At 59.9% G+C, this 19,197-nt stretch carries 18 protein-coding genes; 10 read left to right on the forward strand and 8 right to left on the reverse strand.

Going from position 1 to position 19,197, the window contains the following annotated elements; genetic code table 11:
* The first annotated feature begins 107 nt into the window (after positions 1 to 107).
* From PPTH39_RS14905 to PPTH39_RS23545, 5 genes are all read left to right on the forward strand, one after another.
* Positions 108 to 632 (forward strand): RNA polymerase sigma factor, encoded by a 525-nt coding sequence (locus PPTH39_RS14905; protein ID WP_165446525.1) that lies wholly within the window; start codon positions 108 to 110, stop codon positions 630 to 632.
* The gene (locus tag PPTH39_RS14910; protein WP_130872143.1) at positions 629 to 1,585 is read left to right on the forward strand and encodes a FecR domain-containing protein; all 957 of its coding nucleotides are present in this window, start codon (positions 629 to 631) and stop codon (positions 1,583 to 1,585) included. Before PPTH39_RS14905 ends, PPTH39_RS14910 begins: the two co-directional genes overlap by 4 nt.
* Before the next feature lie 90 nt (positions 1,586 to 1,675).
* Positions 1,676 to 4,111 (forward strand): TonB-dependent siderophore receptor, encoded by a 2,436-nt coding sequence (locus tag PPTH39_RS14915; protein WP_130872144.1) that lies wholly within the window; start codon positions 1,676 to 1,678, stop codon positions 4,109 to 4,111.
* Positions 4,112 to 4,251: 140 nt separating this feature from the next.
* A complete protein-coding gene (locus tag PPTH39_RS14920) occupies positions 4,252 to 5,364 on the forward strand; it encodes a PepSY-associated TM helix domain-containing protein (RefSeq protein ID WP_095020452.1) in 1,113 nt (370 codons plus the stop codon).
* Complete coding sequence (locus PPTH39_RS23545) at positions 5,361 to 5,534, forward strand: hypothetical protein (protein WP_094999895.1); 174 nt, start codon at positions 5,361 to 5,363, stop codon at positions 5,532 to 5,534. Before PPTH39_RS14920 ends, PPTH39_RS23545 begins: the two co-directional genes overlap by 4 nt.
* A gap of 93 nt (positions 5,535 to 5,627) precedes the next feature.
* Here PPTH39_RS23545 and fba read toward each other — a convergent pair whose 3' ends face one another.
* From fba to tkt, 5 genes are all read right to left on the reverse strand, one after another.
* Entirely contained in the window at positions 5,628 to 6,692 is a 1,065-nt protein-coding gene (gene fba / locus PPTH39_RS14925; RefSeq protein ID WP_004419605.1) for a class II fructose-bisphosphate aldolase, read from the reverse strand.
* A 174-nt stretch (positions 6,693 to 6,866) separates the two neighbouring features.
* On the reverse strand, positions 6,867 to 7,085 hold the full coding sequence (locus PPTH39_RS14930) for a hypothetical protein (RefSeq protein ID WP_094999894.1): 219 nt from the start codon (positions 7,083 to 7,085) through the stop codon (positions 6,867 to 6,869).
* Positions 7,086 to 7,117: 32 nt separating this feature from the next.
* Positions 7,118 to 8,281, reverse strand: a complete 1,164-nt coding sequence (locus tag PPTH39_RS14935) for a phosphoglycerate kinase (protein WP_094999893.1) — start codon at positions 8,279 to 8,281, stop codon at positions 7,118 to 7,120.
* A gap of 26 nt (positions 8,282 to 8,307) precedes the next feature.
* Complete coding sequence (gene epd / locus PPTH39_RS14940; protein ID WP_095019480.1) at positions 8,308 to 9,363, reverse strand: erythrose-4-phosphate dehydrogenase; 1,056 nt, start codon at positions 9,361 to 9,363, stop codon at positions 8,308 to 8,310.
* 126 nt (positions 9,364 to 9,489) lie between these two features.
* Positions 9,490 to 11,487 carry a transketolase gene (gene tkt, locus PPTH39_RS14945; protein WP_130872145.1) on the reverse strand — a complete coding sequence of 666 codons (1,998 nt, stop codon included), beginning with the start codon at positions 11,485 to 11,487 and terminating at the stop codon, positions 9,490 to 9,492.
* Between the two features lie 260 nt (positions 11,488 to 11,747).
* Between tkt and PPTH39_RS14950 the strand changes: the two genes are divergently transcribed.
* The 3 genes from PPTH39_RS14950 to PPTH39_RS14960 all read left to right on the forward strand — a co-directional run bounded on the left by PPTH39_RS14950 (position 11,748) and on the right by PPTH39_RS14960 (position 14,536).
* Entirely contained in the window at positions 11,748 to 12,743 is a 996-nt protein-coding gene (locus PPTH39_RS14950) for an ArsR/SmtB family transcription factor (protein WP_094999890.1), read from the forward strand.
* A 19-nt stretch (positions 12,744 to 12,762) separates the two neighbouring features.
* Positions 12,763 to 13,953: a methionine adenosyltransferase gene (gene metK, locus PPTH39_RS14955; protein ID WP_094999889.1), complete on the forward strand. Its 1,191-nt coding sequence runs from the start codon at positions 12,763 to 12,765 to the stop codon at positions 13,951 to 13,953.
* Between the two features lie 187 nt (positions 13,954 to 14,140).
* Positions 14,141 to 14,536 carry a DUF1090 domain-containing protein gene (locus tag PPTH39_RS14960; RefSeq protein ID WP_094999888.1) on the forward strand — a complete coding sequence of 132 codons (396 nt, stop codon included), beginning with the start codon at positions 14,141 to 14,143 and terminating at the stop codon, positions 14,534 to 14,536.
* Between the two features lie 120 nt (positions 14,537 to 14,656).
* Here PPTH39_RS14960 and PPTH39_RS14965 read toward each other — a convergent pair whose 3' ends face one another.
* Positions 14,657 to 15,106, reverse strand: a complete 450-nt coding sequence (locus PPTH39_RS14965; protein WP_094999887.1) for a c-type cytochrome — start codon at positions 15,104 to 15,106, stop codon at positions 14,657 to 14,659.
* 128 nt (positions 15,107 to 15,234) lie between these two features.
* Between PPTH39_RS14965 and mltA the strand changes: the two genes are divergently transcribed.
* The gene (mltA, locus tag PPTH39_RS14970) at positions 15,235 to 16,389 is read left to right on the forward strand and encodes a murein transglycosylase A (protein WP_095019478.1); all 1,155 of its coding nucleotides are present in this window, start codon (positions 15,235 to 15,237) and stop codon (positions 16,387 to 16,389) included.
* Between the two features lie 112 nt (positions 16,390 to 16,501).
* Here mltA and PPTH39_RS14975 read toward each other — a convergent pair whose 3' ends face one another.
* Complete coding sequence (locus tag PPTH39_RS14975; protein WP_095019477.1) at positions 16,502 to 16,888, reverse strand: MAPEG family protein; 387 nt, start codon at positions 16,886 to 16,888, stop codon at positions 16,502 to 16,504.
* Between the two features lie 13 nt (positions 16,889 to 16,901).
* Positions 16,902 to 17,735: a DMT family transporter gene (locus PPTH39_RS14980; protein WP_130872146.1), complete on the reverse strand. Its 834-nt coding sequence runs from the start codon at positions 17,733 to 17,735 to the stop codon at positions 16,902 to 16,904.
* A gap of 199 nt (positions 17,736 to 17,934) precedes the next feature.
* Between PPTH39_RS14980 and PPTH39_RS14985 the strand changes: the two genes are divergently transcribed.
* Positions 17,935 to 19,194, forward strand: a complete 1,260-nt coding sequence (locus PPTH39_RS14985; protein WP_095019475.1) for a cation:proton antiporter — start codon at positions 17,935 to 17,937, stop codon at positions 19,192 to 19,194.
* Positions 19,195 to 19,197 lie beyond the last annotated feature (3 nt).

Below are 19,197 nucleotides of genomic sequence, written 5' to 3' on the forward strand. Positions count from 1 at the left end.
ACGACCCTCCCCCGCTTATATGTCATCCGATGAGCGTCAATTGCGTAGGATCACTCCCTCTGCCACAATCGCGAATAATTATCGTTAGTTAAAACTTGCAGTCGGTGATGCTCTTGTCGTCAGTCCAAACCCCCCACAGTGAGCTGGTTGGAGCGCTTTATCGCGACCATCGCGGCTGGCTGCTGGCGTGGTTACGGCGCAACGTGGCCTGCCCGCAGCGGGCAGAGGACCTCAGCCAGGACACTTTTGTACGCCTGCTTGGCCGTACCGAACTGCAAGCCCCGCGCGAACCCCGGGCCTTTCTGGCGGCCATCGCCAAAGGCCTGCTGTTCGACTATTTTCGCCGCGCCGCCCTGGAGCAGGCCTGGCTCAACGAGTTGATGCTGATCCCCGAAGCCGAGCACCCCTCGCCCGAGGCCCAGCAGTTGATCCTCGAAGACCTGCGAGCCATCGACCGCATGTTGGCCAAACTGTCGAGCAAGTCGCGTGCGGCCTTCCTGCACAGTCGGCTCGACGGCATGACCCACGGCGAAATCGCCGAACGCCTGGGCGTGTCGGTGCCCCGTGTACGTCAATACCTGGCCCAGGGCATCCGCCAGTGCTACATCGCCCTGTATGGTGAGCCGACATGAGCCAGGCCAACGGCAAACCTGTCTCGGCCCAGGTGCTGGACGCCGCCATCGCCTGGCAACTGTGCCTGGATTGCGGCAACGGCAGCGCCGTGGAACAGGCCGAGTTCGCCAAGTGGTACAGCGCCAGCGAAGAACACGCCCGGGCCTGGTTACAACTGGGCATGCTCGACCAGCGCTTCAGCAATACCGGCATCCCGGCGCGCAATGGCGTGCAGCAGCAGGCGCGCAAGATCGGCAGCGGCCTGGCGAGTATCGCCCTGGTGTGCGGGCTGGCCCTGTTTGCCGGCAAGAACTACTTGCCCATCGATTACTGGATGGCCGACCAGCGCACTGCCACCGGTGAACAGCGCCAGATGCGCCTGGCCGACGGCACGTTGCTCAACCTCAATACCCACAGTGCAGTTGATGTACGTTTTGACAACAGCACCCGGCGCATCATCCTGCAAGAAGGCGAGATCATGGTCGAAACCGGCCACGGCGACCCTCGCCCGTTTATCGTACAAACCCGCGATGGCAGCTTGCTGGCCCTTGGCACCCGGTTCATGGTCAAACGCGAAGCCGACGGCACGCGCCTGAGCGTGCTGCAATCGCGTGTCCAGGCCCATCCAGAAGATAGCGTCGAACAGACCATCTACAGCGAAGGGCAGCAAGTGCTGATGCACCGCGACCGTCTGGGCCAGATGTATGCAGTGAGCCCCGGGGCCGACGCCTGGACACGGGGCATGCTGGTACTGGACAACGTGCGCCTGGGCGACATGGTTGGCGAACTCAACCGCTATCACCGTGGCCACCTGGGTGTAGCCCCCGAAGTGGCCGACCTGCGCATCACTGGCAGCTTCCCGCTGAACAACGTCGAACTGGCGCTCAACGCCCTGTTGCCGACCTTGCCGGTGCAAATCGAACAGCGCACCCCGTGGTGGGTCACTGTCAGCGCCAGGCCTGCGGCGAACTGAATCTAAATTATTTTCAATAAGCCCTATCACTTTTCAAATCTCGTGCGGCAGATAGGCATTGAGAAACATTTCCATTCAGGAACCCGCCGAATGTCCCGCACCCTCGACACGTTTTTGCGCCCCAGCCTGCTGGCTGTTGCCATTTCCCTTGGCGCTCCGCTGGCCAGCACCACGCTGATCGCCGCCGAACAGGCATCCTCTGCGCGCAGCTACAACCTGCCCGCCGGCCCATTGGCGGCCACCCTGAACCAGATCGCCAGCCAGGCTGGCATCACCCTGGCCATCGACTCGTCCTTGCTGGCAGGCAAAACCTCGGCGCCGGTCAACGGCACATTTGAAGCCACGACTGCGTTGCGTGAGGCGTTGCAGGGGAGCGGCTTGCAGCTGGTGCCCGGCTCGGCTGGCAGCTTTACTCTGATCGAGATTCCCCAGGGCGCATTGGCTCTAGGAGCAACGACCATCTCCGCCCAGGGCAGCTACGAAAGCGCTTGGGGCCCGGTGGACGGCTACCTCGCCCAGCGCACGGCGTCGGGTACCAAAACCGATACCTCTTTGGCTGAAGCCCCGCGCTCCATCTCCGTGGCCACCCGTAGCCAAATGCAGGACCGGGCGGTGCAGAACCTGGATGATGCAGTACGTTACATGCCCGGCGTTACGGCCAGCAGCTATGGCAGCGACAGCCGCTCGGAGTGGCTGAAGGTACGCGGCTTCGAACCCACCCAGTTTCTCGACGGCCTACCGCTGCCCAAGGGCTCCTACACCATGCCCAAGCTGGAAACCTGGGACCTGGAGCGCGTAGCCCTGCTGCGTGGCCCAGCGTCATCGGTCTACGGCCAGACACCTGCCGGGGGTTTGCTGGACATGGTCAGCCGTCGCCCGCAGGACACCCCCACCCATGAAGTGCAGGTCCAGGTCGGCAGCTACCAGCGCAAGCAGATCAGCTTCGACAGCACTGGCCCGATCGATGATGAAGGCCGCTTTCTGTACCGTATCAGCGGCCTGGTACGCGACAGCAACACCGCCATCGATCACAACGAAGACAAGCGCTATAACCTCGCGCCCAGTCTGACCTGGAACATCGACCCGGACACAAAACTGACGTTCCTCAGCCAGTTCAATCGTGACGACACCGGTATCACAAGTCAGTTCTTGCCGATCCAGGGCACTAAGGTTGACTCACCGGCGGGCAGTGTGAAGTATCACGAGAACCTGGGTGATCCGAAGTGGGAGTTCTACGACAAGACCTACTACGCACTCGGCTACGCCTTCGAACACCGCTTTGACGATGTGTGGCAGTTCCGTCAGAACTTGCGCTACACCAAAAGCGACCTGTCATTTCAGGGCATCACTGCAGGCGGTTACTACGGCTCCGTTGCCGACGACGGTACCGTGCAGCGCGGCGCCAATATCGTGAACGAAGACATCAGCCAGTTCGCCGTGGATAACAACTTCCAGGCAGACTTCAATACCGGCGCCCTCAAGCACACGGTACTGATCGGCCTCGATCACCAGCGCGTCAATACCAACTATAAGTGGCAATACGGCGCGGCCCCGGCCAGCAACATCATCAACCCGATCTACGGGCAGGATTTCAGCAACGTCAAATACACCGCTTACAACGACTACAACCAGAAAACCCGTGACACCGGCCTCTACCTGCAAGACCAGATGGCGCTGGATAACTGGCATTTGACCTTGGGCGGACGCCAGGACTGGCTGCACACCGACACCACGTTCTACAACGAGAACAATGCGCGCGACAAACGTGACGACAGCGCCTTCACCGGCAATGCCGCGCTGAGCTATGTGTTCGATTCCGGCTTCACGCCTTATGTGTCCTATGCCGAATCGTTCCAGGCCGAGCCGGGTGGTTTTGGCGGCAAGGCGTTCAAGCCCGGTACTGGCAAGCAATACGAAGTGGGCCTCAAGTACCAGCCACCCGGCACCGAGATGCTGTTCACCGCTGCCGTGTATGACCTGACCCGTAAAAACATCGTGCTCAGCGACACCCTGGGTGTAAGCCGGCCACTGGGTGAAGCCAACGTGCGCGGCGTGGAGCTGGAGGCCGTGGGTAACGTCAACGAGAACCTTAAACTGACCGCTGCCTACACCTATGCCAACACCAAGATGACCAAGGTCTCCGACCCGCTGGACAAGAACCGTCCACTGCCCCTGACGCCTGAACATCAAGCCTCGATCTGGGCTGACTACACCTGGCACAAAGGCGCGCTGGATGGCTTCGGCGTCGGCTTTGGTGCCCGCTACATTGGTGAGACCGACAACATCGCAATCGGCAGCATGGCTTATGTGCCCGACGCTTCTTATGGCCACACCGACGCTTATACCGTCTACGACGCCGCGGTGCATTACGACTTGGGCAAGGTCAGCAAAACGCTCAAGGGCGCCACGGTTTCTGTGAACGCCAACAACGTATTCGACAAGGAATACCTGTCGACCTGCGACGGTTTCTATTGCTACTACGGCGACCGGCGTAACGTCATGGCCAGCGTCAACTACAAGTGGTAACCCGCTAAGGGCTGCACCACCTTCCCCCTGTGGGAGCGGGCTTGCCCGCGATGCAGACAACTCGGTGCAACTGCAAAAACGAGTTGATGCCATCGCGAGCAAGCCCGCTCCCACAGGGGGTTTACGCATTCAGGATTTTCATGAAAAGCAAAACCATCCGCCGCTGGTCCTTTATCCACACCTGGACCAGCCTGATTTGCACTGCGTTCTTGCTGATGCTGGCACTGACCGGCCTGCCGTTGATTTTTCATCATGAAATCGACCATCTGCTAGGCGATGCGCCGCAGGTCAAAACCCTGCCTGCCGATACCCCAACCCTCGACCTGCAACAACTGGTGCGCGCCGCCGAAGCTCATCGCCCGGGCGAGGTCATGCAGTATTTCGGCTGGGACGAAGACGAACCCAATGCCGTCCTGACCATCATGGCACCCACCGCCGGCACCGAGCCCAACTCCTCCCACACCTTTATGCTCGATGCGCGCACGGGCGAAGCCATAGAGGTGCCGTCAGCCAATGGCGGACTCATGATGGTCATGCTGCGCCTGCATGTGGACATGTTCGCCGGGCTGCCCGGCAAGCTGTTACTGGCCTTTATGGGCCTGCTGTTTGTATTGGCCATCATCTCCGGCACAGTGCTGTACCTGCCTTTTATGCGCCGCCATGAATTCGCTACCGTGCGCACCGACAAATCCAAACGCCTGCGCTGGCTCGACCTGCACAACCTGATTGGCGCCGTGACCCTGACCTGGGCCCTGGTGGTAGGGGTGACCGGCGTTATCAGCGCCTGTGCTGACCTGATCATTGCCGCATGGCGCAATGACAGCCTCAGCGCCATGATCGAACCCTACCGCGATGCTCCGCCACTGACCCGTCTTGCCCCGGCCAGCCAGTTGCTGGAGATCGCAGCCAAAGCCGCGCCCGGCATGCGCCCGGACTTTATCGCCTTCCCCGGTACACGGTTCTCCAGCGAGCACCATTACGCGGTCTTTATGAAAGGCAGCACGCACCTGACTTCTCACCTGCTGACCCCGGTATTGATCGATGCCAGTACCCTGGAGGTCACCGCAGTGGCCGGGCGCCCGTGGTACATGGACGCTATGGGCATGTCACAACCGCTGCACTTCGGCGATTACGGCGGCATGCCAATGAAAATTCTCTGGGCGGCTCTCGACGTGCTGACCATTGTGGTGCTCGGCAGCGGACTCTACCTGTGGTGGGTGCGCCGCCGAGCGGCCAGGGAGAGCGCACGATGAGGCCCCGTCAGTCGAACTTCTGGAAAGTGTTTTCCATCCCGCTGGCGATTGGCCTGGTCAGCGTGATGGGCTTGTTCAGTGCGCTATTGGGTGACGAGGCGTGGGATGTATTGAGCTGGATTGGCTTGGGTATTCCTGTGTGGATCAGTGTGCGCGGGTTGCTCAAGTGACCCTCACCCTAGCCCTCTCCCGGAGGGAGAGGGCTGCAACTGACCTCCACAAAAAAGCCCGCATCGCTGCGGGCTTTTTAGTACGCGCCGGTCTTAGTTGACCTTGGCGTTCAGCTCACCTTTGAGGTAACGCTGGTACATGGCTTCGAGGGAGATCGGCTTGATCTTCGAAGCATTACCGGCAGTACCGAAGGCTTCGTAACGGGCAATACACACGTCACGCATGGCCGTTACAGTGGCGCCGAAGAACTTGCGCGGGTCAAACTCGCTCGGGTTGGTTGCCATCAGGCGACGCATCGCGCCAGTCGATGCCAGACGCAGGTCGGTGTCGATGTTGACCTTGCGCACGCCGTGCTTGATGCCTTCAACGATTTCTTCTACCGGCACACCGTAGGTTTCTTTGATGTCGCCGCCGAACTCGTTGATGATCGCCAGCCACTCTTGTGGAACAGAGGACGAACCGTGCATCACCAGGTGAGTGTTCGGAATGCGCTTGTGGATCTCTTTGATACGGTCGATTGCCAGTACGTCGCCAGTCGGTGGCTTGGTGAACTTGTAAGCGCCGTGGGAAGTACCGATGGCAATTGCCAGGGCATCTACCTGGGTGCGCTTGACGAAGTCAGCCGCTTCTTCCGGGTCGGTCAGCATCTGGCTGTGATCCAGAACGCCTTCTGCACCGATGCCGTCTTCTTCGCCAGCCATACCGGTTTCCAGCGAACCCAGGCAGCCCAGCTCGCCTTCAACCGATACGCCGCAAGCGTGCGCCAGGGCAACGGTTTGCTGAGTCACGCGAACGTTGTAGTCGTAGTCGGTCGGGGTCTTGCCGTCTTCACCCAGCGAGCCGTCCATCATCACCGAGCTGAAGCCCAGCTGGATCGAGCGCTGGCACACGTCAGGGCTGGTGCCGTGGTCCTGGTGCATGCACACCGGGATATGCGGAAATTCTTCGATTGCAGCCAGGATCAGGTGACGCAGGAAAGGAGCACCCGCGTACTTGCGCGCACCGGCCGAGGCCTGAACGATCACCGGGGAGTCGGTCTTGTCAGCGGCTTCCATAATGGCGCGCATCTGCTCAAGGTTGTTTACGTTGAAGGCTGGAACGCCGTAGCCGAATTCGGCGGCGTGGTCCAACATCTGGCGCATGCTGATAAGTGCCATTGTGTGTGTCTCTCCCGGACAAGGGTCGTTAATCGTGCAAGCCTGCCGTAGCGGCGGCTGCTATTCAAGTTATTGCAGATCGGGGGTTTGCCCCGATATGGCCAATGCGATTTAGCTGAAACGTTACAGCTTCAGCTATAGCTATGCGGCCCATTGGGTGGGCCGCATTTCAAATCATGGGCACCCGCGCTCTTGTGAAGGCTTGGGCGACTCGTATTTTTCCAGCGCCTCGGGCCCTGAGCGTTTATTGACCAGCGGCACGCTTTGCGCCTGCCAGTCAGCCTGGTAACAACCACTCTCTTCAGGGGTTGCAGCCTCGGGCACCGACTCGCTCGAGCCGGCGCAACCGGCCAAAAAGCCCGCGATCATCAACAGCGGTAACAACTTGACCATGTCCATGCTTCCTTTCAGGGCCTGAAACACCTTCAGGCTTTGGCGCGGCTTTCCAGGATTTCAACGGCAGGCAGTACCTTGCCTTCGACGAACTCCAGGAATGCACCACCGCCGGTGGAGATGTAGGAGATTTGATCAGCAATGCCGTATTTGTCGATCGCCGCCAGAGTGTCGCCGCCACCCGCAATCGAGAACGCTGCGCTGTCGGCAATGGCCCGGGCCAGAACCTTGGTGCCGTTGCCGAACTGGTCGAACTCGAACACGCCAACCGGACCGTTCCACAGGATAGTCTTCGAAGACTTGAGCAGCTCGGCGAAATGCGCAGCAGTTTGCGGGCCGATATCCAGAATCATGTCGTCAGCAGCCACGTCGGCAATCAGCTTGACGGTGGCAGCGGCACTTTCAGCGAACTCCTTGGCCACGACTACGTCGGTAGGCAGGGGCACGTTGACCTTGGCAGCGATGGCGCGAGCGGTTTCCAGCAGGTCGGGCTCGTACAGCGACTTGCCCACCGGGTGACCGGCAGCGGCCAGGAAAGTGTTGGCGATACCGCCACCCACGATCAGCAGATCGCAGATCTGGCTCAGGCTGTTGAGCACTTCAAGCTTGGTCGACACCTTGGAGCCAGCAACAATGGCCGCCATTGGCTTGGCCGGGGCGCCCAGGGCCTTGCCCAGTGCTTCCAGTTCAGCAGCCAGCAGAGGGCCTGCCGCAGCAACCTTGGCAAACTTGGCCACGCCGTGGGTCGAACCTTCGGCGCGGTGAGCGGTGCCGAAAGCGTCCATCACAAACACGTCGCACAGGGCGGCGTATTGCTTGGCCAGTTCGTCGGCGTTTTTCTTTTCGCCCTTGTTGAAACGCACGTTCTCGAACAGCACGATGTCGCCGGCTTTGACGTCGACACCATTGAGGTAATCGCTGACCAGCGGCACTTCACGGCCCAGGGCCTTGCTCAGGTACTCGGCTACAGGCTTGAGGCTGTTTTCAGCCGAGAACTCGCCTTCAGTCGGACGTCCCAGGTGCGAGCAGACCATAACCGCCGCGCCTTTTTCCAACGCCAGCTTGATGGTCGGCAGCGAAGCGAGGATACGCGCATCGCTGGTGACTACACCGTCCTTGACTGGGACGTTGAGGTCTTCGCGGATCAGTACGCGTTTACCTTGCAGATCGAGGTCGGTCATCTTCAACACGGTCATGGGTCGCAATTCCTGAGTTTCTAATGTTAGAGAACGGATTTTGGGTGGGTAACGTGCAAGTAGTGCTCTGCCACATCGATCATTCGATTGGCAAAACCCCATTCGTTGTCGAACCAGGCCAGCAGGTTCACCAGCCGGGGGCCGGAAACACGGGTTTGGCTGGCATCGACAATGGCCGAATGAGGGTCATGATTGAAATCACAGCTGGCGTGCGGCAGCTCGGTGTAGGCCAGCAAGCCTTTGAGCGGGCCGCTGGTGGCAGCCTCGCGCAGCAGGCGGTTCACTTCTGCGGCATCGGTATCCCGGGCCGTGGTCAGGGTGATGTCCAGGCACGACACGTTCAAGGTCGGCACCCGTACTGCTTTGGCCTGAATTCGGCCGGCAAGTTCCGGCAACAGGCGCTCAATGCCTTTGGCCAGGCCGGTCGATACCGGAATCACCGACTGAAAGGCCGAGCGAGTACGTCGCAGGTCTTCATGATGGTAGGCATCGATGACCGGCTGATCGTTCATCGCCGAGTGAATCGTGGTGATCGACACGTACTCCAGGCCCAGCGCCTGATCCAGCAGACGCAACAGCGGTACGCCGCAATTGGTGGTGCAGGAAGCGTTGGACACCAGGCGCTCTTCGCCCGTCAGGCTGTGCTGGTTGACGCCGTAGACAATGGTGGCGTCGACATCGGCGTCGCTGGCCATCGGTTGCGAAAAAAGTACGCCGGGAGCCCCGGCATCCAGAAAGCGCTGGCCGTCGGCACGGGTGTTGTAGACACCGGAGCATTCCAGCACCAGGTCAATGCCCAGCGCGGCCCAGTCGATCCCTTCGGGGGTGGCACTGCGGAACACTTTCACGCAGTCGCCATTGATATGCAGGCAGTCGCCTTCGATCCGTATCTCGCCGGGAAACCGGCCATGGGTGGAGTCGAAGCGCGTCAAATATTCGAGACTGGCCATATCGGCCAAATCATTGAGTGCAACAATTTCAAACCCGGCAGAAGCCCCTCGCTCGAACAACGCACGCAAGACACAACGACCAATCCGGCCGTAGCCGTTGAGTGCAACTTTGTAGGGACGCGGTTGAGGCATGGGGTTCTCGATTACCAAGGTGAATCCTTCACCACTACTATTTCGCGAGCAGGCTCGCTGCCACAGGGATCTACATAGCCCATGTGGGAGCGAGCCTGCTCGCGAATAAGGCAGCCACTTTGTTACTTAGTCTTCCAGCAGCTCGTCAGCCTGACCCAGGATGTTTTCCAGGGTGAAGCCGAACTCCTCGAACAAGGCAGGCGCAGGCGCCGACTCGCCGTAGGTGGTCATGCCGATCACGCGGCCTTCCAGGCCCACGTACTTGTACCAGTAGTCAGCGTGGGAGGCTTCGATGGCGATACGGGCGCTCACCTGCAGCGGCAGAACCGACTGCTTGTAGCCCGCATCTTGAGCTTCGTACACGCTGGTGCATGGCATCGACACCACACGAACCTTGCGGCCCTGTTCGGTCAGTTTTTCCCAGGCCTGAACAGCCAGGCCCACTTCGGAACCGGCCGAGATCAGGATCAGCTCAGGCTCGCCTGCGCAGTCCTTGAGCACGTAGCCACCACGGTTGATATCGGCAATCTGGCCGGCATCACGGTTCTGGTGGTTGAGGTTCTGACGCGAGAAGATCAACGCGGACGGGCCGTCGTTGCGCTCCAGGGCGTATTTCCAGGCAGCTGCGGATTCCACCGCATCGGCCGGGCGCCAGGTGTCCAGGTTCGGCGTAGTACGCAGGCTGGTCAGCTGTTCGATCGGCTGGTGAGTCGGGCCGTCTTCGCCCAGACCGATGGAGTCGTGGGTGAACACATAGATCACGCGCTGTTTCATCAGGGCCGACATGCGGATGGCGTTGCGGGCGTATTCCATGAACATCAGGAAGGTTGCACCGTAAGGCACCAGGCCGCCGTGCAGGGCAACGCCGTTCATGATGGCGCTCATGCCGAACTCACGTACACCGTAGTACACGTAGTTGCCGCTGGCGTCTTCAGCCGAAACACCTTTGCAACCTTTCCACAGGGTCAGGTTGGAGCCGGCCAGGTCAGCGGAGCCGCCCAGCAGTTCAGGCAGCAACGGGCCGAAGGCATTCAGCGCGTTCTGGCTGGCTTTACGGCTGGCGATGGTTTCGCCTTTGGCCGCGACTTCAGCGATGTAGGCGTTGGCCTTGGCATCGAAGTCAGCTGGCAGCTTGCCGCTCAGGCGACGGGACAGCTCGGCGGCCAGCTCAGGGAACTCGGCAGCGTAGGCAGCGAAGCGCTTGTCCCACTCGGACTCAACCGCAGCACCGACTTCCTTGGCATCCCATTCGGCGTAGATATCAGCCGGGATTTCAAATGGACCGTGGTTCCAGTTCAGGGCCTTGCGGGTCAGGGCGATTTCATCGTTGCCCAGTGGAGCACCGTGGCAGTCTTCCTTGCCCTGCTTGTTCGGCGAACCGAAACCGATGGTGGTCTTGCAGCAGATCAGCGTTGGCTGGTCGCTTTTGCGTGCGGTTTCGATCGCGGTCTTGATTTCTTCCGGGTCGTGACCGTCAACGTTACGGATCACTTGCCAGTTGTAGGCTTCGAAACGCTTTGGCGTGTCGTCGGTAAACCAGCCTTCAACTTCGCCATCGATGGAGATGCCGTTGTCATCGTAGAAAGCGATCAGTTTGCTCAGGCCCAGGGTGCCGGCCAGCGAGCCAACTTCGTGGGAAATGCCTTCCATTATGCAGCCATCACCCAGGAACACGTAGGTGTGGTGATCGACAACGTTATGGCCAGGACGGTTGAACTGCGCGCCCATGACTTTTTCGGCCAGGGCAAAGCCCACAGCGTTGGCCAGGCCCTGACCCAACGGGCCAGTGGTGGTTTCAACGCCCGGCGTGTAGCCCAGCTCCGGGTGGCCCGGGGTGCGGCTGTGCAGCTGGCGGAAGTTTTTCAGGTCGTCGATCGACAGGTCATAGCCGGTCAGGTGCAACAACGAGTAGATCAGCATCGAACCGTGGCCGTTGGACAGCACGAAGCGGTCACGGTCAGCGAACGAAGGATTGCTCGGGTTGTGCTTCAGATAATCGCGCCACAGTACTTCGGCGATATCCGCCATACCCATAGGGGCACCTGGATGACCGCTGTTGGCTTTTTGCACGGCATCCATGCTGAGTGCACGAATGGCGTTGGCACGCTCACGACGGCTGGGCATCGCTGTTCTCCTGGGTATTGGAAGTTAAATCGAAACGGAAAAAAGGCGAGCATTTTCCCTCACCCACCCCCTCGGGGCAATGACAGATAGTCAGCTGAAACGTTTTTCCTTTGTTCAGGCAGGCAATCTGTTAAGGATCGGACATTTCATTTCGTTAATAAGCACATTCCACCCGACAAACGTGCCATTTATCGACCAATATCAAAAAGTTTTGATATTGAACTTGCGGGGGCTTGAGCGGGTAACTAGACTGCGGCCCCATGAACTTACGCGTGCCTTCAATCCGCCATGACGATTGCGACGAGCTCTCCGCCCTGTGCAAGGCTGGAGGCGATCCGCTGCGACTCAATGTGCTGCGCGCGTTGGCCAATGATTCGTTTGGTGTGCTGGAACTGACACAGATCTTCGCCACCGGGCAGTCCGGCATGAGCCACCACCTCAAGGTGCTGTCCCAGGCACGGCTGGTTGCAACCCGGCGCGAAGGCAACGCGATTTTTTATCGCCGCGCCCTGCCCCATACCGAACAACTGGGCGGCAAATTGCATGCAGCACTGCTGGAAGAGGTCGATAACCTGGCCTTGCCCGCCGATGTACAGGCGCGCATCAGCGCCGTACACGGCCAACGTGCAGCCGCCAGTCAGGACTTTTTCTCACGCATAGCCGAGAAATTTCGCGCTCAACAGGATTTGATCGCCGGCTTGCCGCAATACCGTGACAGTGTTTTAACCCTGCTCGACAAACTGAGCTTCGGCCCGGGGGCCACAGCCCTGGAAGTCGGCCCCGGCGATGGCAGCTTCTTGCCCGACCTGGCCCGTCGTTTCCATCAGGTCACGGCGCTGGACAACAGCCCGGTGATGCTGGAGCTGGCCCGCCAGTTGTGTGAACGCGAGTCACTGAACAACGTCAGCCTGATCCTGGCCGACGCGCTGCATGAAGCACCGATCCAGGTCGATTGCGTGGTCGTGAACATGGTCTTGCACCATTTCGCTGCACCGGCCGAAGCACTCAGGCAACTGGCGACCTTGCTGCAACCGGGCGGTAGCCTGCTGGTAACAGAGTTGTGCAGCCATAATCAGGCGTGGGCCCGCGAGGCCTGCGGTGATTTATGGCTGGGTTTTGAACAAGATGATCTGGCCCGTTGGGCCACCGCTGCGGGACTCGTTCCCGGGGAAAGCCTCTATGTAGGCTTACGTAATGGTTTCCAGCTTCAGGTCCGCCACTTTCAGCGGCCAGCTGGCGACACTCACCATCGGTAAATATTAGGAAACCGTCGAGATGAGCGAATACTCCCTTTTCACCTCCGAGTCCGTGTCTGAAGGGCATCCGGACAAAATCGCCGACCAGATTTCTGACGCGGTGCTGGACGCCATCATTGCTGAAGACAAGTTCGCCCGTGTGGCGTGCGAGACTCTGGTGAAAACCGGCGTAGCAATCATCGCCGGCGAAGTCACCACTTCGGCCTGGGTTGACCTGGAGCAGATCGTTCGTGACGTGATCACCGACATCGGTTACACCAGCTCCGACGTCGGCTTCGACGGTGCTACCTGCGGCGTGATGAACATCATCGGCAAGCAGTCTCCTGACATCAACCAGGGTGTAGACCGCGCCAAGCCTGAAGATCAGGGCGCCGGCGACCAGGGCCTGATGTTCGGCTACGCCAGCAACGAAACCGACGTGCTGATGCCGGCACCGATCACCTTCTCTCACCAGTTGGTACAGCGCCAGGCAGAAGCCCGCAAATCCGGCCTGCTGCCGTGGCTGCGCCCGGACGCCAAGTCCCAGGTCACTTGCCGTTACGAAGGCGGAAAGGTTGTGGCCATCGACGCCATCGTGCTGTCGACCCAGCACAACCCGGAAGTGTCGAACAAAGACCTGCGCGAAGGCGTCATGGAGCTGATCGTCAAGCACGTGCTGCCTGCTGATCTGTTGCACAAAGACACCCAGTTCCACATCAACCCTACTGGCCAGTTCATCATCGGTGGCCCGGTTGGCGACTGCGGCCTGACCGGTCGCAAGATCATCGTTGACACCTACGGCGGCATGGCCCGTCACGGCGGCGGCGCGTTCTCGGGTAAAGATCCATCCAAGGTTGACCGTTCGGCGGCCTACGCCGGTCGTTACGTGGCCAAGAACATCGTGGCTGCCGGCCTGGCTGAGCGTTGCGAGATCCAGGTTTCCTACGCAATCGGCGTCGCTCAACCGACTTCGATTTCGTTGAATACTTTCGGCACTGGCAAAATTTCCGACGACAAGATCATCAAGCTGGTCCGTGAGGTGTTCGACTTGCGTCCATACGCCATCACCAAGATGCTTGATCTGCTGCACCCGATGTACCAGGAAACTGCAGCATACGGTCACTTCGGCCGTATCCCGCAGACCAAAACGGTTGGCGACGATACCTTCACCACGTTCACGTGGGAGCGTACCGACCGCGCTGAAGAACTGCGTACTGCCGCTGGTTTGTAAGTAAGCCTGCTGCACCAAAAGCCCCGGACAGGCGACTGTTCGGGGCTTTTTGCTGCTGGCGGGCATCGCGCAACGGATTGCTTGCGTACGGATGCTGCTAACATCCACGGTTTCGAACCGCCGAACGACGCTTGTGCAGCGTTCTTTCGACCTTATTTAATTGTCATCTTTGGTCATGGAGCTATTTATGAAATTACTTTCACCGCTCGCCCTGTTTACTGTCTGCGGCCTGTTGGCTGCCCCGCTGATGGCCGCCGACACAGCGCCTGAACTGACCGGCTGTGCTGCCAAGAAGCAGGCCATCACCCTGCAACTTGAGCAAGCGCGTGCCCACGGCAACAGCAACCAGGTAGCAGGCCTGGAAAAAGCCCTGAGCGAAGTTGAAGCCCATTGCACCGACGCGGGCCTGCGCAAGGAACGCGAAAACAAGGTGCTGGAAGCCAAGCACGAAGTCAGCAAGCGCCAGGCAGATCTGGACAAGGCCATGAAGAAAGGCGATCCGGAAAAAATCGACAAGCGCAAAAACAAGCTGGCCGAATCGCGCAAAGAGTTGCAGGAAGCGCTGGATCAGCTGGACAAGTAATTCGCCCTGTGGGAGCGGGCTTGCTCGCGATGGGATCGCTGCGGTCTGCCTGACAGATCGCGTCGCCTGCATCGCGAGCAAGCCCGCTCCCACAGCAGGTGGGTACCGGCTCAACTTTACTCAGTGATTCCTGAATGCCTTGTGGCACGCACTGCAGGTGTCTTCGACCTTCTGCACCGCAGGCATCAGGTTACTGGCCTTGTAGGGTTGCACCTGGCTGGCGATAACCAGCTCACCCGTAGCAGCCTCCAACTGCCGCGCCAACTCCTGAAAACGTGCCTGCTTTTGCCAGACGTCATCAGTAGCGCTGGTTTGATCGCTCTCCTTTACTTGAGGGAAATGCTTCCACGGCTCGTAAGCCAACGCATCCAACTTGATAGCGCCTGCGGTAAAGCGCGGACCATCGAACGGAATTCGACCCCGCAACATGCCGCCCAGATCTTCACTGGTCTTTAGCATTTGCTTGAAAATCGCTTTACGCTGGCCCAGCGGCGAATCGGGATCAACCCCGCCACACGCCGTCAGCGTCAGGCAGGCCAGCACTACAACAGTCAATCGTTTAAGAATCATGGTGGCTTCAGGTCACGGAAATCGGCCGCCAGTATCCTCGTGTCACCCGTAAAGACCAATACCCTTATTAAATATACGGGTTGCCTTGAAGGCCATCAGACCTCGGCAGCCGTTAAGGAACAGCGTCAATGAACATATTTTTCAAACCACTGGCCTGGGCGCTGCCCGTTGTCATGCTCCTGGCCGGGTGCAACGGCACCGACAAGGACGCGGACAAAAATGCCGCAAAACCTGAACCTCACACGACCTACAGCAAAGCCGACTGGAGTGCGCTGCCGGAAGTGACAGGCAATGACCTGCAAAGCGGCTTCGCTTCATGGCGCAGCGCCTGCACCCGTCTCAAGGCCGACGCCAACTGGGGGCCGGTATGCAGCGACGCTGCGGCCCTGCCTGCCAGCCCCAGCGTGGCTGAAATCAGCAATTTCCTGCAAACCCACCTCGACGTCTACAGCTTGCGTTCGGCCGAAGGCAGCAGCGACGGCCTGATCACCGGTTACTACGAACCCGTTTACCCGGGCAGCCTCAAGCCCACCCAGGCGGCCAATGTGCCGATCTACGGCGTACCGTCTGATCTGATCGTGGTCAACCTGGACAGCATTTACCCCGAGCTCAAAGGCAAACGCCTGCGCGGTCGCCTCGAAGGCCGTGTACTCAAGCCTTATGACACAGCCGAAACCATCAACAGCAACGGCCTGAATGCTCCGGTACTGGCGTGGCTGACCGATCCGATGGATCTGCAATTCCTGCAGATCCAGGGCTCTGGCCGGGTCCAGCTCGACAATGGCCGTCAACTGCGCATTGGCTATGCCGACCAGAACGGCCACCCGTACAAACCGATTGGCCGCTGGCTGGTCGAGCAAGGCGAGCTGAAAAAAGAAGACGTGACCATGGGCACCATTCACGCCTGGGCCATGGCCAACCCGCAGCGTGTCCACGAGATGCTTGCCAGCAACCCGAGCTATGTATTTTTCACCCAGAACGCCGACAGCAACGAAGGCCCGCGCGGCTCGCTGAACGTGCCGCTGACGGCCGGTTACAGCGTGGCAGTGGACCGCAAGGTAATCCCGCTGGGCAGCCTGTTGTGGTTATCGACCACCCAGGCCGACGGCCAGCCCATCGTGCGCCCGGTTGCCGCCCAGGACACCGGCGGCGCCATTGCCGGCGAAGTGCGGGCCGACTTCTTTGTCGGTACGGGCCCCGAGGCAGGGCAAATTGCAGGCGACATGAAACAGAAGGGCAATATCTGGCTGCTGTGGCCTAAAGGGGCGGCGTTGCCGTTGTAACTGCCCTTGTGGGAGCGAGCCTGCTCGCGATGGCATCACTGCGGCGCATCAGGTAAACCGCATCGCCGACATCGCGAGCAAGCCCGTTCCCACAGGCAGTGTGGTGATTGCGTTACATCGACACAAAAAAGAAGCTGACCACCAGCCCCATGCCGATAAACCACACGATGGAACGCAGCATCGCCCAGTCAGCCAGGTAGCAGATGATGTAGAGCATGCGACTGGTAATAAACAGCACCGCCAGCACGTCAATGGTCACCGGCTGGGCGTTGCCGACGATATCGGCAATGATCACCGCCGCGGCAAACGCCGGGGTCACTTCAAAGCTGTTGAGCTGGGCACTGTGGGCACGCTTGGCAAACCCTTGCAGGCCGTCAAGAAACGTACGCGGATCATGGTTTTGCCTGGGCCCGAACTTGCCGTCACTGAACTTGGCAAAGGCGGTACACACATAGGTCAAACAGAAGGCAATCAGCACACACCAGAAAGCAACCGTCATTGGAATTTCCTTTTTAGAGTTTCATCACGAGCATGCCGATCAGCACCAGCCCACAGGCTAAGAGCCTCGGTCCGCCGAAAGGTTCTTTGAGGTAACGCATACCGAACAGCACCACCAGAATCACACTGACTTCACGCAGCGCCGCCGCCTCGGCAATCGAGCCCAGTTGCATGGCCCACAGCACCAGCGCATAGCTGGCCAGCACGCAAACCCCCACCGCCACGCCCAATCGCCATTGTGTACGCCAGAACAGCGCAAACGCGGCACGCTTGCGGGTAACCGCCAGCAACGGAAACGGCCAGGCGCTGAGCAGCGTGACCCACACCAGGTAATCCAGCGGGTGCGACCAGCGGCGGATAGCCTGGCCATCCAGGAAGGTATAGCAACCAATGCACAGGCCGATCAGCGCCACGACCGGCAGCATCGACCAGGGCAGGCGATCACCGCCACCGCCCTGCCACAACAGGCAGGCCATGCCGCACGGGATCAGCAAAATACCGATAATCTGCTGCCCGGTCAGCACTTCTCCGGCAAAGGTCAGGGTCAGCGCCAGCACCACCAATGGCGACAGCCCGCGCATCAGCGGGTACACCAGACCCAGATCCCCCACCCGATACGCGCGGATCAGCAGCACCCGGTACACCAGCTCGAAAAATACCGACGCCAGGATCCACGGCCAGATATCCGCCGGTGGCCATTGCGCAAACCCCACCAGCACCGCCACCACCACCAGCGCCACCGTGTCCATGCAGGCGATCACCAGCAAGCGCTCACCGCTGAACTTGATCAGGGTGTTCCAGATCGCGTGCAATACCGCCGCGACCAACACCAACACCGTTGCCAGCACCGCAGACTCCTTATTGTTATCAACCTGCGACTGCCGCAAGCGCCACCATGCAACCTCAGTGCAGCATTGTGGTCAATGACCTCGCACTTCGCGTCCGTTTGCCACACCCCCGGGATGTGCCCCTGACGCCCGTTTTTGCATCCAAACATGACCCGAACCCATCGGATTTCCATTCACTCTCGCCACCACAGGATCCCGGATGCTTGAGCTTGTTGCTGCGTTTATCTGCCTGACCTCACTACTGACTTATGTGAACTTCCGCTTTATCGGCCTGCCGCCGACGATTGGCGTGATGGTCACCGCCCTGATGTTTTCCCTGCTGTTGCAAGGCTTGAGCTTTCTCGGTTACCCCGGGCTGGAAGAGCGCGTGCAAGAGCTGATCGGCCAGATCGACTTCGGCGACCTGCTGATGAACTGGATGCTGTCGTTCCTGCTGTTTGCCGGCGCCCTGCATGTGAATTTCAACGACGTGCGCAGCTATCGCTGGCCCATTGGTTTGCTGGCCACGGTCGGCGTATTGATCGCCACTACGGTGATCGGCAGCCTCGCGTACTGGATTTTCGGCCTGTTCGGCTGGCATATCAGCTTCCTGTACTGCCTGCTGTTTGGTGCACTGATCTCCCCCACCGATCCGATTGCCGTGCTCGGCGTGCTGCGTACAGCCAATGCCTCCAAGCCACTGAAAACCACCATCGTCGGGGAGTCGCTGTTCAATGACGGCACCGCCGTTGTGGTGTTCACCGTGCTGTTGGGCATCGTGCAACTGGGCGAAACACCTAGCCTGAGCGCCACGGCCATGCTGTTCGCCCACGAAGCCATTGGCGGCGTGGTGTTCGGCGGCCTGATCGGTTACCTGGTGTACCGCATGATCAAGAGCATCGAGCAATACCAGATCGAAGTGATGCTGACCCTGGCCCTGGTGATTGGCGGCTCGGCCATGGCCAGTGAGCTGCATGTATCGGCGCCGATTGCGATGGTGGTCGCCGGTTTGATCATCGGCAACCTGGGCCGCAACAAGGCCATGAACGAGATGACCCGTCGCTACATGGACGGCTTTTGGGAGCTGCTTGATGACATGCTCAATGCGCTGCTGTTTGCGCTGATCGGCATGGAACTGTTGCTGCTGCCGTTCTCGTGGCTGCATTTGCTGGCTGCCAGTGGTTTGGCCGTGGCCATTTTGCTGTCGCGCCTGCTGACTGTGGCCCCGGCCATTGTCTTGCTGCGCCGCTGGCGCACCGTGCCGCGCGGCACTATCCGCATCCTCACCTGGGGCGGCTTGCGCGGTGGTGTTTCGGTGGCGCTGGCCCTGGCCTTGCCGCTGGGCCCGGAGCGCGACCTGATCCTGAGTATCACTTATATCGTGGTGCTGTCCTCGATCCTGTTCCAGGGCCTGACCATCGGCAAACTGGTCAAGCATGTGACCAAGGATGCGCCGATAGAGGCTGAGCAGGCGCACTGACAC

The sequence above is a fragment of the Pseudomonas bubulae genome (assembly GCF_900618535.1).
Taxonomy (GTDB): Bacteria; Pseudomonadota; Gammaproteobacteria; order Pseudomonadales; family Pseudomonadaceae; genus Aquipseudomonas; species Aquipseudomonas bubulae.